Raw genomic sequence first — 14,206 nt, forward strand, 5'->3', positions numbered from 1 at the left:
TCCATATTGGCATTTTTATAAATCATTAACCTAAAAAACCATGAAGTATCCATTTACCAATGAAGGCTTTGTACAGTTACAAAAACAACTTCAACAATTAGATGACCAAGCGCTTTCAGCGGAAGCAGCGAAGATCAGGGCAGACTTTAGCCAATGGCTGCTTACGCATTTCGAATTAAGCCGTCGCCAAGAATCCTTTTTAGCGCAAATCAACCCCTCGGCGATTTCGCTGTATAGCGCAGAAACGGCATTTGCCGTAGAGAATCGCTTAATCGTTAGGCTCGACAAAGAGAAAGACAAGGATGAACAGGGCAAGATCATCTGGAATGTAAGTAGCTTAAAGGCACAAGCTGGCATTGATCATTTCGAAGCGACTGGCACACTCACTTTTTACATCCGTTATACCGAAGTATAAGCCCACGCTTAGCAGCAAAAGTCATAAAGATGGCTTTTGCTGCTGCTTGATTTCCGTTATCATCGCTGATTTCGCGTAAAACCATTTACCTCCTATCTTTTTCGACAATAGTTGTTCGCTCTTTCTTAGGCGATATAAAGTAGCATCACTAATTTTTAGAAGTTGCTTCATATCAGCATTATCCAACCACTCTTCATCTTGAGAAAATGGCTTGGCTCCCAATAAGGCGTCCAACAGCTGTTGCTGTAAAGCCACAATGGTATCGAGGTATTTGAAAAGCTCTTTTTGCATAGGTATTAGCTTAGAACCACAAATTAGGCAACACTACCACTCTATCACAAGCACCTTTAGATAAAAAAACGCTTATGGAAAATTCTCTTTTTGTTAATTTATTAAAAACTACTTATTGCTTATCAGAAAATGCAGAGAAACTGCTGCAAATTCGCATTAAAAAAGAATGGCTCCCCAAAGGCAGCGCTATTTTACGTCCCGGCGAGGTTTGCCGCTATATCTATTTTGTAGAAAAGGGCTTCTTAAGACACTTCAAGATGTCAGAACATATAGAATATACCACAGATTTTGTATGCCAAGGGCATTTCTGCACCGCTATAGACAGCATATTTACACAGCGGCAAAGTGAAGAGGGTATTTTGTGCGAAACAGATTGTGTACTGTACGCCCTCAATTACTACGACTTAATGGCATTGGAGGACATCACCATAGAATTTACTTCACTATACAAACAGCTAATCTGCCATTACCTCAGTTTGATCAATCAAGAAAGAGACCTGTATCGATGGGCCAATGCTACCTCTAGATACGAATACCTCTGCCAAAATTATCCGAATATCAATAGGTATGTTAAGCGCAAAGATATTGCCTCCTACCTAGGTATTACCCAGCAATCGCTAAGCCGTATCCTCCACGAAAGTTTAACAAAAAGGTAAAACAAGCCAATGCATTTTTTACCAAAACGGTAAATGTGTATTGCACCCAATGCGCCTAAATTAGCCCTAAACATCGTTTATGTATGGCGACAAAAAATATTGGCCACTATTAGATCGGCTCCTGTCTTTAATCAAGCTTCAGCAAATGCGCAAGCCGAAAGATGGTGCCAAAAAATTAGGTTGTAGTGTACGCACTTTGAAATATCGTATTGCACGGCTACGCCAAGAGGGACATACTATTAACTATGATAGGAAACTGCAACGGTATGTGTTGAGGGAGGAACAAGGAGTAAAGAGCAAGGAACAAGGAGCAAGGAGCAAGGAGTAAGGAGTAAGGAACAAGGAGTAAAGACGAAGATCAAATAAAATGTGGTGGTTAGCTTGGTAAGTTAACTACTGCAGGTGTTACAGCCTACCAAAGTGGCTATCATAATTACCGTCATTGCGAGAGTTTACTCCGATTTATCGGAGAGGCCTGACACGGCAATCTGCAAGCTATGGCACCTAATTCTATCAACTAAACTTTTTCGTCTGCTTTTTCAATGTAAAATAGCAGTCATTAACCATGAAAAGAAATAAAATTCTTTTTGGCCTTGCAGCGCTAGTAATTGCGTTCGGCCTAATCTTTACAGCAAGTGCATTTAAAAGCAAAACAAGCACTAAATCTTTCACTTACTGGCAATACGAACCAGGTACAATGACTGGCATACGTGATGCTAGCAACTATACGCCCATTGCAGAGCCTGTAGAGCAACCTTGCGAATCAGGCGAAGATCTTCCCTGTGTACTGCGTGTAGACGAATCAATTGATGATGAAGGCAAGTTGGATGCCTACTTAAACAATCTAACGACCTTCCCTTCCGATCAGGACATTGTAGATCATGCCATTTACAAAAAATTGCAAGACTAGAATTTTAGGCCGCTGCACCAACAGCGGCCTTTTTTTGCTACCTAGGATTTTGTTGTAGACCCGATCGCTCAATCACATCTTCCGGAATGGCCAAGGCATAACGCAGACTATTCGGCTGCAGAACGGTGGTTTCACCATTTATTGTTCTGCTCAGCACCAAATCATCACCCTCCAAATTCCACCTCTTGATATCATTCCAACGCAAGGTTCTAAAGGCAAGCTCCTTTCTTCTCTCCTTTTTTACCACCGTCAATAGCTCGGCCTTTGTCAAGCTGTTCAGCGGAACAAACGCTCCTGTTTTGTACCTGTTCAGCAATAAATAATTGAGATCGGCCATTGCTTCTTCCAGCCTGCCAGCTCGAGTATAGCTTTCCGCCCTGTTGAGCAGCAGCTCTCCGGTAGCGATACCCGTAAATATTGAAGCAGCGCCCGCATAATAGCCCTTAAAGATATATGCGCTACCACTTGCCCTGTAAAAAATTACCTTGCGTAGATCATTAGCGTCATACAAGTTATAAAGTTCGGGGTTAACCAAGGCTCTCGCCTGTGATGCCGTACCAGGAGCAGGTGCCCTACCATCAAACAATACTTCTACATTATGTCTTAAAATTGGAAAATTGGCAGTGGTGCTTAAGGTGTTATAATTCATCAGCGCTTTAGCAATCTGTAAGGCACTGTCTGCATACAAGCCAGCATTTTCATAATCCCGCATCTGCAAATACGTTCTACTCAAATAACCATAAGCACCCGCCTTCGATGCCCTCACCGGAGAAATATCTTGCGCTTTGAGGTGCGGCAATGCCGCCTTCAGATCGGTAACAATCTGTCTAAAACTTTCTTCCAAGCTTGCCCTTTTTGAAACCTTATTGAAATCGGCATCTAACCTTAAGGGTATGCCAAGCGTATTACTGGCCGTTGCCTTGTCATAGGGCATTGCCCAAACACCCACAATATTGAGAAACATCCTCGACCTATGGAACAAAGCCTGCGCCCTTACATAGTTAAGCCCCTCTCGGTCTGCAATATCATCTTTCTTTGCTTTCGCCGCATCCAATAAGGCATTACACACATAAACCACATCATAAGCACTTTTCCACGCATTAGATAAAGGCTTAAAAACATGGGCAGGTTGCCACAGGTATAAATTCCTATCGTACTCGTCCCTAGCATTAAACACATCTGCTGTTACATAAGAATCGTCGGCACAGGCATTTGCTGTTCCAGGGTCGTTGCTGTTCATCGTGTTAAAAAAATCCAACAGTGCCTGCATATCCTTCAACGTTTCTATAGTGGCCAGAGATTGGTCTGGTCTGGCATCCAAATACTCTTTGCAGGAGGCAAAAATCCCTAATGCCCCCAACAGCATAAAAACATATAACTTCTTCATCATCTAAAAATTTAAAAACTTAACCTAGCCCCAAATGAAAGTGTACGTTCTGCCGGAAAATTGGTCAAGCCGTTGATCTCTGGATCTAGCCCCAACTTATTCGCCCGCCAAACCATACCCAAGTTGGCCATATTACAATACACGCTGGCCTGCTTAACATATCCTTTCAGCAGCATCTTCGGCAAAGTATAACTAAGGTTAACGTATTGCAGGCGCACATGGTCGGCACGTGCCACCAAAGAAGATTGACTGGCATAAAAAACATCCCTAGACGCGTTATTAGGATAAATAAAAGCTGGCACATTCGTTTTGGCTTCATCGCCAGGATTTTGCCAACGCTGACTAAAATCGCTATGCCCCTGTCCGCTGTTAATGAAATTGGTGTAATTGATACTGCTGCGCCTAAAATAATGTCCAGCTTTAAAGCTTAAGCTCAACTGCAAGCCAAAGCCTTTATAATTAAATCGCTGCTGCAAATTACCAAACCAAGTAGGCAGTGCCGCACCATGAAACCTCAGCTGATCTAGCGCAGTTCCCTTTTGGGTGATATTGATGTAATCCAAGCTCCTTTCTCCGTTCAAATAACCTACCGGATTACCATTGGCATCTAGCCCAGCACTCTCAAAAGATAGCATGCTGTAAACAGGACGGCCTACAATGCCACTGATATTCGCTCGTCCCGGCCTCACATACTCGTAGCTATTACTAGGCTCAAAATAATAATCGGTCACCTTGTCCTTGTTGTTGCTCAGGTTAAGCTGTGTTTCCCATTTAAAGCTCCCATTTAAATTGACGCTGTTCAATTGCAGATCTGTTCCCCTGCCCAACATAGAAGCCACATTGCGCAAAATAGAATTACCCACGCCAGTAGTATAATCTATCGGAAAAACACCAAACAAATCAGTTCCCTTTTTCTGATAATAATCGATACTTCCAGAAAGCCTGCCCGCCAACAACTTAAAATCAAGGCCAATGTTAGTGGTGGTTACCTTTTCCCAACGCAATTCTGGATTAGCTACCTTGTCAATGTTGGCATCGGGACTTAATGTGTACGGCGAAACGCTACCGTACATAATCGTGGTCACACCCGTTTGCGTAGGGTTGGCATTGCCGCTATGCCCATAGCTAATGCGCAGCTTCAAATACTCCACCACAGTCCATCGGTAAAAACTTTCCTTAGAAACAATCCAACCAGCACCTACCGACCATAATGGCCGCCATTTGTTATTGGTGTTTACACCAAAGAAATTGGTAGCATCCCTACGGGCCGAGGCATATAGCAGGTATTTATCGGCGTAATCATAGCCTAAGTTTCCGTAAACACTTACATAACGGTTATTGGTAGCACCCAAACTTTGCAAATAAGGTACCCTAGCCGTAGCGCCAGTAATAAAATTAGGGTATGGGTTAACATAATCTACCTGAGTAGTACTCATTAAGCTTTCATCATAACCATAGTTCCTAAAGCGCTCGCTGTTGTTCAGCAGTTCCCTACGCTCTGCACCAAGCATCATCCTAAAGGCATGCGACTTCACACTTTTATCGTAAGCCAACTGTGCCCGCAAATCGCTGGCCTGTAAATTGTTGGCCGCACGGTCGTCTATACCTCCAAAAGGTACTTTGTACAGCATATTGGTCCCGCTCAATTGCGAAAAGCTATTGATCAGGTTGCGGGTATAGAAGCTTTCCAAACCATACAATTGGTTAGTACTGCCCCATTGGCGCTCAAAGCGGCCCAATACACTTGCCGTAAACCCTGCCCAATGGTAATTTAAGCCTACATTAACATCCATATCATTCCGCTTGCTGCGCAATACCCCATGGCTATCATCATTCAGCGGATAATATTTCCAATCTAGCAACCTGCTATCTAGCGTAGCCAAATGACTGACGCGATAGGTTTTGGGAATGGCTAACGCATGGCCATCGGCATCTGCAAAAGCGGCATAAGGGTACAGCACCCCGCCAACCGAGGTGATATTGCCATAGCCCGACTTCCCGCTTTCGGCATTGTTGTCAGACAAAGCCAAACCAAAATTCAGTTTTAGCGATGGTATAAGGTCTACATTCAGCGCATAACGCAAACTTGTTCTGCGGTTGCTTGCGTCCAAGGTGCTCGTTACCCGATCATGCCCTGCAGATAAAGACCAGCCATAGCCTTTGCCACCTGCCGTTGCCTGCACAAAATACTGCGAGGTATAACCATTGCGGTACATGTAACGGTTAAAATCGTCACGCACATCCTGCTTGCGCCATTCATCTAATTTCGCTGTCTTTTCGGCCGCCGATAAATTACTGTACATTAAATCTACCACTGGCGTAACCGCTGGCCTCGCCACATTGTTATAATCGTTCAGGTAGCGCCCTGCATTGAAAAGAAACAACTCCGCGTCTATGTAATCGCTACTGTTTAGCTGTGGCAAGCGGGAAAGATTGGGCCGTTCTTTAATGGTAGTATTAAAATTGCCCGAAATTTTAAGGCCTTGGTTGTACTTCCCTTTCTTGGTGGTTATGACAACGACACCGTTACCTGCCCTACTGCCCCAAATAGAAGTGGCCGCCGCATCCTTCAAAATGCTGATGCTTTCTACATCATTGGGGTTAATGTTCTCTATATCTCCCTCATAGGGAAAGTTATCTAATACCACTAGCACCTGCTTGGCCCCATTAATGGTACTTACACCCCTAATGTTAATTCGCCCCCTTTCATTACTTTCCCTATCTATGCTCAATGCATTGGCTACAGCCTCTAGCCTCGGCAACAGATCAAAACCTACCTGCTCTTCCAATACCTTGGCCGAAATATGCTGGTACGCACCTGTCAGTTTCTCTACACTCGTTTTCTGATAGCCAGTATTGATCACCACTTCATCTAGCTGCTTCACGGCTGGCGTTAAGCTAATGGCATACTCGGCATTGGGCAGCTTTACCAAAGTATCTAGTACCGTATAGCCTACATGGCTTACCTTGAGTGTGTAGCTGCCCCGAACAAGCCTCACTTCAAAACCACCATCGCTGTTAGTAATAATTACCTGCTCCACACCTGCTAACTTTAATTTTGCGCCTGCAATGGCCTCGCCATTTGTGCTACTGCTTACCGTTCCCTTAAACAATACCAGCTGCTGGGCATTGACCGATAAGCCAAGCGCCAACAAAAAGATGATTAATAACTGTTTCATTTTCATCAGATCAATGGGTTTGAACGCTTGCTTTTAGTGGCTGTTTCTTGCCTAAAATGGCATCAATATTTGCCTGTTGCACAAAATCTCCACCCGTTGCCGCCAACCAGCGACCGTTATTAATCCAAATGAAGTGTGGTACCGTAGTATGAGAAAACTGCTTATAAAGCGTAGTATCTAGTACGATAGAGCAATAGTTTTTCCCCAATCGCACGGCATTCTTGGCTATCTTTTCTTTGGTATCCCTAGTGCTTACACTGTTTACCAATATCACCTTCAACTGCCCATCGTAGCTTTGCTGTAAGTTGTTGAGGTATTTATATTTTACGGTACAGCTGCTGCACCAAGTAGCCCAAAATTCTAGGATCAGCAACTTATCTTGATAAGCAGCTAGATTTTGCTGAGCAAATTTGCCGTTCTCATAAACGTCAAAAGTTTGGTTCCAGAAGGTTTCAGGTAGCGTATTGCCCACGCGTAGAGGGTTAGTTTCTTGCGCATAGCAATTAGCTATGAGCATCGTTAATATGATGAATAAATAGTTTTTCATTTGTTTAGTTTAGTATAATACATTTTAGATGATTCAAGCCGTAGTTGTCATGCTGAGCTTGTCGAAGTATGGGCATAGCTATGCCATTTGGTCGAAATGAACATTTCGCCATTAAAAACCCGCCGCCTAAGAATTATCATTAACCTAAACTTCTATGGATGGCGACGGGCATAGTTATGAAGACTATGTTGGGTTTCGGGGTTTGAGCGGGTAAAGCCGCTCGAAGTTGTAATGGTTGTGGTTCATAAGTGGGTGTTAATTAATTTTTATCTCTTCTGTTCCTATTATTGTCTCCCGAAGCGAGTTCGGGACGTAATGCGGTAATAAGTCTTTTTCCACTCTTGGCCGTGGAGGCCTAGTAACTTTTTTCTTGATAAAAAAGTCACCAAAAAATCAAGGCTGCACCTTCTCTCCTAAGAATTCAAACGTTCCGCTAAACAAAAAGAACTCGCTACGCTCAAACAGCTTTTTGTTTTTAACGCTACTCTTATTGAATTCTTTAAACGGAGATAAGCTGAGGCCGTCCTTCGTGTTTAGCAATGTCAGTTCTACTTTGCACTGTCCATGTCCCCCTTTGGAGGGGGTTGGGGGAGGAATTCCCGCACTACCCTTCCCCTTCCCCTTTCCCGTCATTGCGAGAAGCGTAGCGACGCGGCAATCTCCAAGTTCATCAGCACCGTCCCAACCCTTACCGTCATCCCACCACTTGCCGTCATTACTCCCATGCCTGTCATCCTGAGCTTGTCGAAGGATCTGCTACTCATAATACCCATCACTTTTCTAAAACTCTCTTCCTTGTTTCCTCCCCTTTTAGGGGGACACTGGCAAAGCCAGAAGGGGATGTTGAAAAAAAATTAGGGCAATACCAGCCCATGAAGGCGGCTTTTAACCGCCTTTACGGGAAACCTTATTTGCTTATTAGGAAAAAATACCTACCTTGGAATTGCGATACCTATAGTAGCTGTAATTTTTGCCTGTAAGCAAAAAGGCTGGTACCAAGCTAAATATAACCTCGATAGACCGAATTGTGCGCTCTCCTTCACAACAGGCCTTTTTTGTTGGCTATTTTACACTTGGAATTTCTAGTATACAACTATGTAGGAGAACAGATGACGTTCTTTATTAGGATAGTTTGGGAAAAGCCATACCTAACCTCCTTGAGGTAACGGTAAATGGCGGAGCTTAATTTCTTCGTTTTCATATTTGGTATATGTTAAACGATGTGTACCCGAAAAGCAATGGAAGAAAACCGAATTGGTGAGAAACCAATAAGGCGAACTCCAAAGCTTTTGAAACTGGTACCGTCAAGAACCACTCAAACTAAGGTTTGAGTTCCGCAAAAGACTGACATGAAGCTCGCCCTATTGAATAAGTATGCGAAGATACAAAATCCAATAGAAAGCGAACTCACGATCGCCTCATGCAGAAATTGACGGTTTCGTTTCATGAGTGACATCGTAAAAAGCAAGGTTATACCCCACTCCTATTTGTCGCTATAATTAACTGATAACAAATATAGTAAACAATAATACAAAAAACAAAAATTTTATACTAATTAAGATGAAAGAAGGTTTGGTCGTTGAAGAATTTGCTAAAATCTTAGGAAGATATATGAAAAAATTTTCTTTGGAAGCTATCGATATCGCTTATTTAGCCAATTCAGTAAAAAAGACTATTTCTTCTGTTTTGGATGATACCGGGAGTCTAAAGCTTGAAACAGTTGAGGCTGTTGCTAAGTCGTTTGGACTAAGATATTTTGAGTTCGGCAATCCAAATTATCCTATGCCCTCTTTCGAATCGCTACCTGAAAAAACTAAACAGCGAATAGCATACCGCAAAAAAGAAGGCCCAGCCATAGAAACCACTTATACTACAAGTGAAATCAATGATCAGATAAAAAAAGTGTTAGCGAGCTATCAAATAGGCGATGAATTTTTGGCGAACGATATTTCAATTAGGATATATGAAAAGTATGGAGTGAAGTACACAGTAACTGAAATTGTTAACCGATTTAGAAACTCTCTACAAGAATATATAGAGAACACTAAAAGAAAGGTTTTAGAAAGACAAGGCCGTGGGCCCAAGCCTGTATTTTATAGGTTGATTAAAAAATAAATAAGTGCTCTAGGTAATGAAGGAACTATTACAATCCGTCTTTAAGACAACAGAAGAAAGAATAAAAAATCCATTTATTGGAGCTTTTTTTACATCTTGGATTATTTTCAATTGGAAACCGATATTCTTTACTTTTTTTTCATCAAAAAATATCGAAGAAAAGATAAAATTCATAGATGACAACTTTTCATCAACAAATAACCTATTGATATTCCCCTTAATAGCGGCAATATTCTACGTTCTAGTTTTACCTTACATAAGCTTAATTATTGATATTCTATTAAAACACTCATTACTAAAACGGAATGAAATCATTATAAATAAACATAAGCAAAATATCGAAAATCAAAAACAACTTGCTATTGAAGAAATTAAACTGGAAGAAGCTAAAACAGACTTTAGGGAACGCAATACTCACAATAAACTTGTTGAAGAATTGCAGAAAAAAAATAGCGAGTTAGAAGTTGTAATTAAACAAGAAAAAGAGCTTAATAAGTCGATTATTGATGAACTAAAATCAGAGCTTAATAATCGTGAAAAAATGACTTCCGATGAACACAGAAGTTTCGAAAGAAGATATAGCGAACAAAGGAGAGAAATTAGTGAGTTGAATAGTAAGATTTATGAAAAAGACGAAGAGTTACAGTCTTTAAAGGTCATGTTAAATGATAGAGAATTTAGTGACACAGAACGGTTAAATCGTAGCAAAATTAGGTTTAGTAATGGTCTTTTAGTTGACGAAAGATATAATGGCAATAAAGTTTTTTACTACAATCTCGATACTGGTGAGCGATATGATGAAAAAGAAATAAAAAATCTAATGGATATATATTCTTATGAACGACTTTAGTTTTTTATTAGCTAACTGATATATGATTTATTTGTTTTTCGCTCACTTCTCACTAGGCGTCATTTTATTCTTTCTCATAAATTGGATTGGACGACATTCATTTTCAATGGGATATATGGAGATTACTCTATTTATTAAAGATGAGGAAGCCCCGGCCATCAATTATCTTATAAGGGTTCTTTCACCAATAGTCTATATAATCATCGTATCATCGATACTTTACCTTTTAAATCTAGATGAGTATGTGTATAACATTTATTTTGTAAATATTTATTACATATCGTTTAGACTATTCTTTAACATAATTACAGAACGTGGTCCGTTATTAAATTGGAGTAAACAGATTATTTATTGGGTATCAATTATACTATTGTCTTATTTGATTTATGATAAAATTATTAGGCATCGAGAAAATGTGCTACCTGATTTTACTACTATTGCCAACGAACTTTGGATAATCATTTTAGTATTTATTTTTCAAATAGTTAATGGTGTAAAATTATCAAACGATGGGCAAGTTAGGAGAAAGGAAAACTACTTAACCTATAAATACTCTCACTTTAAAAAAAAATTCGGTACGATAATATCTGAAAACACTAAAAATGATGCACTCGAAATAACAGCATATTCAATACTTATTTATGAAGATTTTAACAGGCCATTAGTAGCAAGGTGGGTTGAGTATTTGACATTCTTTTTAACAAGAAAAAAACATTCGCTCGGAGTTATGCAATTTCCAACAGATAAACTTGTAAATGATCAACAAAGTGTTGACCTAGGAACTAAAAAGCTTAGAGAAAAATTTGATTTTATATTAAAGGAAATAGAAGAAAATCCTGAAGTAGATTATCCAGAATATAAAATTGAGCAAGATATAATATGGCACTACAATGGAGGTTCTAGATACTACACCGAGATTATGGAACTATCAAGTTCCATTAGAAGTGAATTTTACTCGAATTCAAAAGAGTATCTATTACCGTTAACAGAATAGCAATTAAACAGTATTTCAGATATAGAAGGATTGAAGTATTAAAAATTTAAACTACGGTCTTTAATTTCAATAACATTAAAAATAAATAATAAATGATTTTAACAACATCAATTGTCGCTACTTGGTTAGGAGCAAAGATTGCAGAAAAATCTTTCGATCATATATTCTCAAAATACACAAATAGTGGTCCACTTTTATCACAAGAGTTATCTGAAGCTGTTAATGACGTCTCTAAAAAAATACAAGTAACTTATCCAGATGTATTAGGAGGTGCAATAAATCATTTCTTTACTAAAGAGGAGGTATTCAATTCATTATTGGAGCATTTATTTGTGTATGATAATAGCTCAATAGAGTACCTAGAAAGCTTTTTAGACACAAGTACTCTCCCAGAAAATTTTCTTAAAGATTTTATTACTGAACTTAAGGCTAAGTTATTAACAAAGGAAGAATTTGGTAAAATCTTAAAGGATAAGGAAATTTATTTAATTGTCCGGGGTATCTCTGAAGAACTCGAAGAGATTAGCTCGAATTCAGAATCAACCGTTAGGGAGCTCCAAGAAATTCGACGTATACTTAGTAGTAATTCAAATGAATTTGATTTTTTCACTTTCTACAAAAAATATAGATTAACGGCATTAAATGTTTTATCTCAAGTTAATTTTTTAGGCCTTGGCATTGATTCATCAATAAAGAAAAGTAGAAAAAAGCTTGAAGAAATTTTTGTAGCTCCAAATTTTTTGGACAGAAGTGTTATCGAAAATGAAGACAGAGTATTAAATCTTTCAATTATAGATGACAGTCATATTAGCAATGACGAAAATGAGATTGATTATCCCCTAGAAGATCAAAAAAGCATTCTAGGATTAAAAGATTTTTTCGATAAAAAGACCCATATCGTTGTCTTAGGGAATCCAGGATCTGGAAAATCATTTTTAGTCAAATATATAATCTGTTCAATACTAAACAATCAGACGGAAAGTTTTAAAGAGCAATCTATTTTTAGATTTCTTCCAATACGCATTGAATTAAGAAAATATTTATCTTCTAAAAAGAAAAATTCCTGCCATATTAAGCAGTACATAATTCAGATGCTAAAGGAAGATTATCAAATAAATATTTCCGAAAAGGACTTGACACATATAATTAACGATAAAAAGATTTTAATACTATTCGATGGACTGGATGAGATCTTCGATATAGAAGAAAAAATTGAGATAAAAAATGACATAGAGAATATATGCTTAACAAATGAAAATATTCTTGCAATGGTCACCTCTAGGAAAATAGGATATTCTGATGCAAAACTTAATGATGACTTTTCTGAATTAGAAATTGATACATTTTCCGACTCACAAGTTGTGGAATATGTATCAAAATGGTATCTACATGAAGAAAAAAATGAGGATATTAGAAAAAGGGAATTACGAGAATTTCTTGAAAAACGACATACATTAGATAGAGAATTAATTCATAATCCATTACTGTTGTCACTTATTGTAATTTTATTTAGAAACAATCTAAAGTTACCCGAATCAAAGCTGGAAATTTACCAGAGTTGTACGAAAACGTTGGTTGATAAATGGGATAAGACTAAAGACCTACAAATTAACTTAGATGAAATATTGGTCAGAAAAAAAGAAACCCTTTTAGCTGACCTTGCTTTTTGGCAATATACCATATTGAGCAGTGATTCACCTAAAATAACCTACAAAAATGCGAAGGATTCAATTGCTAAATCAATACATAGTAAGCTAAAATTAACAGAAGACTGGCATGATGCGTGCGATTATGCAGAACAATTCTTACTGTATGCAGAAAATAGGTCTATATATTTTGAGAACAATTTTACTCACAAAACTTTTCTTGAATATTTTACAGCGTATTGGATATACTCTAATTGTGATAAAAAGCAACTTTCAGAAGAAAGAGATAAAATAATTAAACAGTATATAGGTAATTCTTTTTGGTCTATTGTATTGGAACTATTATTCAATATGATTGATCATGACCAACCCGACTCAGACATTATCGATAAATTGTATAACGACAATTTGAAACTTGAGAATGCTTATTCATTTCTTATTGATGTTTTGCCCACATTGCAAAACATAAGTAATCAAATACAAGTTAAAACCATTAAAAACGCATTAATATTCTTTGTGAAGAATATTACGCTTGAGCAAAAAAATGATGATCAATTACTTTCATCACTTGAAAAACTAACAAACCATCATTCTCGTTTCCAAAAAATAATTGACAGTATAATAGCGGAAGAAATTGAGACAACGTTGAGCTTGTCAGAAATTATTGTTTATGGAGAATTTTTCATTGTGACAGATCTTATGAATTTTGAAGGGTCACTTACACACAAAAAACTTTCTGACTCCAAAATTTTCATTGATGCTACTAAAAATGATCCATTTTCTTATCAATTATATCATTATTTCAACAATAAGTTAGAAGGCTTTGATTACGTCATTGATTTTATCAAAAACTTTAAAATCCAAGCTATCTTTAATGATCACAGTTCAAAATTTTTACCCTTCAATTTCATAGGAGTATATAATACGGTCTTTAGAGCAATAATTAAAGAAGATATTTCCTCAATTAATAAAGGCATATCTAAATTAGAAGATTTGGGTTTAAGTAAAATTCTCATTAAAGAAAAATTAAGTTTTAAATTTATAAATATAATTGAAGACGAATTTGTTTCGCTAATTAAAAAGTTTAATTCAAAGGAAGCTTCTGAATTATCTAAGCTAGTTTTAAGAAAAATAATTAGTGAAGTTTTAAGAGGCGAAAAAACTAAGTATAAGGATTATTTTAAGCTATTACCTGAAGATATTCTTTCTTAATTCT

12 protein-coding genes are annotated in these 14,206 nt (G+C 38.1%); 8 read left to right on the forward strand and 4 right to left on the reverse strand.

The window, feature by feature from the left end; genetic code table 11:
• Window positions 1–40 precede the first annotated feature (40 nt).
• The gene (locus tag CRO54_RS10225; protein ID WP_097131614.1) at window positions 41–415 is read left to right on the forward strand and encodes a hypothetical protein; all 375 of its coding nucleotides are present in this window, start codon (window positions 41–43) and stop codon (window positions 413–415) included.
• A gap of 21 nt (window positions 416–436) precedes the next feature.
• Here the strand turns inward: CRO54_RS10225 and CRO54_RS10230 are convergent, their stop codons facing one another.
• Window positions 437–706, reverse strand: coding sequence for a helix-turn-helix domain-containing protein (locus tag CRO54_RS10230; protein WP_097131616.1), 270 nt, complete (start codon window positions 704–706; stop codon window positions 437–439).
• A 74-nt stretch (window positions 707–780) separates the two neighbouring features.
• Between CRO54_RS10230 and CRO54_RS10235 the strand changes: the two genes are divergently transcribed.
• The 3 genes from CRO54_RS10235 (at window position 781) to CRO54_RS10245 (ending at window position 2,272) form a co-directional block, all read left to right on the forward strand.
• Entirely contained in the window at window positions 781–1,362 is a 582-nt protein-coding gene (locus tag CRO54_RS10235) for a Crp/Fnr family transcriptional regulator (RefSeq protein ID WP_097131618.1), read from the forward strand.
• A gap of 145 nt (window positions 1,363–1,507) precedes the next feature.
• Entirely contained in the window at window positions 1,508–1,690 is a 183-nt protein-coding gene (locus CRO54_RS10240) for a hypothetical protein (protein ID WP_138765803.1), read from the forward strand.
• Window positions 1,691–1,927: 237 nt separating this feature from the next.
• Complete coding sequence (locus CRO54_RS10245) at window positions 1,928–2,272, forward strand: DUF6520 family protein (RefSeq protein ID WP_097131622.1); 345 nt, start codon at window positions 1,928–1,930, stop codon at window positions 2,270–2,272.
• Window positions 2,273–2,309: 37 nt separating this feature from the next.
• Here CRO54_RS10245 and CRO54_RS10250 read toward each other — a convergent pair whose 3' ends face one another.
• From CRO54_RS10250 to CRO54_RS10260, 3 genes are read right to left on the reverse strand one after another with little or no spacing between them, the layout of a single operon-like run.
• On the reverse strand, window positions 2,310–3,659 hold the full coding sequence (locus tag CRO54_RS10250; RefSeq protein WP_171047873.1) for a RagB/SusD family nutrient uptake outer membrane protein: 1,350 nt from the start codon (window positions 3,657–3,659) through the stop codon (window positions 2,310–2,312).
• Between the two features lie 11 nt (window positions 3,660–3,670).
• Window positions 3,671–6,844, reverse strand: coding sequence for a SusC/RagA family TonB-linked outer membrane protein (locus CRO54_RS10255; protein WP_097131627.1), 3,174 nt, complete (start codon window positions 6,842–6,844; stop codon window positions 3,671–3,673).
• A gap of 4 nt (window positions 6,845–6,848) precedes the next feature.
• Window positions 6,849–7,385: a TlpA family protein disulfide reductase gene (locus CRO54_RS10260; protein WP_097131629.1), complete on the reverse strand. Its 537-nt coding sequence runs from the start codon at window positions 7,383–7,385 to the stop codon at window positions 6,849–6,851.
• Window positions 7,386–8,945: 1,560 nt separating this feature from the next.
• On the opposite strand from CRO54_RS10260, the gene CRO54_RS10270 reads away from it, so the two are divergent.
• The 4 genes from CRO54_RS10270 to CRO54_RS10285 all read left to right on the forward strand — a co-directional run bounded on the left by CRO54_RS10270 (window position 8,946) and on the right by CRO54_RS10285 (window position 14,202).
• Window positions 8,946–9,500: a hypothetical protein gene (locus CRO54_RS10270; protein ID WP_097131633.1), complete on the forward strand. Its 555-nt coding sequence runs from the start codon at window positions 8,946–8,948 to the stop codon at window positions 9,498–9,500.
• 16 nt (window positions 9,501–9,516) lie between these two features.
• Window positions 9,517–10,350, forward strand: a complete 834-nt coding sequence (locus CRO54_RS10275; protein ID WP_097131635.1) for a hypothetical protein — start codon at window positions 9,517–9,519, stop codon at window positions 10,348–10,350.
• 115 nt (window positions 10,351–10,465) lie between these two features.
• A complete protein-coding gene (locus CRO54_RS10280) occupies window positions 10,466–11,344 on the forward strand; it encodes a hypothetical protein (RefSeq protein WP_138765804.1) in 879 nt (292 codons plus the stop codon).
• 92 nt (window positions 11,345–11,436) lie between these two features.
• Window positions 11,437–14,202 (forward strand): NACHT domain-containing protein, encoded by a 2,766-nt coding sequence (locus CRO54_RS10285; RefSeq protein ID WP_097131639.1) that lies wholly within the window; start codon window positions 11,437–11,439, stop codon window positions 14,200–14,202.
• Window positions 14,203–14,206 lie beyond the last annotated feature (4 nt).

It is taken from the genome of Pedobacter xixiisoli (assembly GCF_900215335.1).
Classification (GTDB): Bacteria; Bacteroidota; Bacteroidia; order Sphingobacteriales; family Sphingobacteriaceae; genus Pedobacter; species Pedobacter xixiisoli.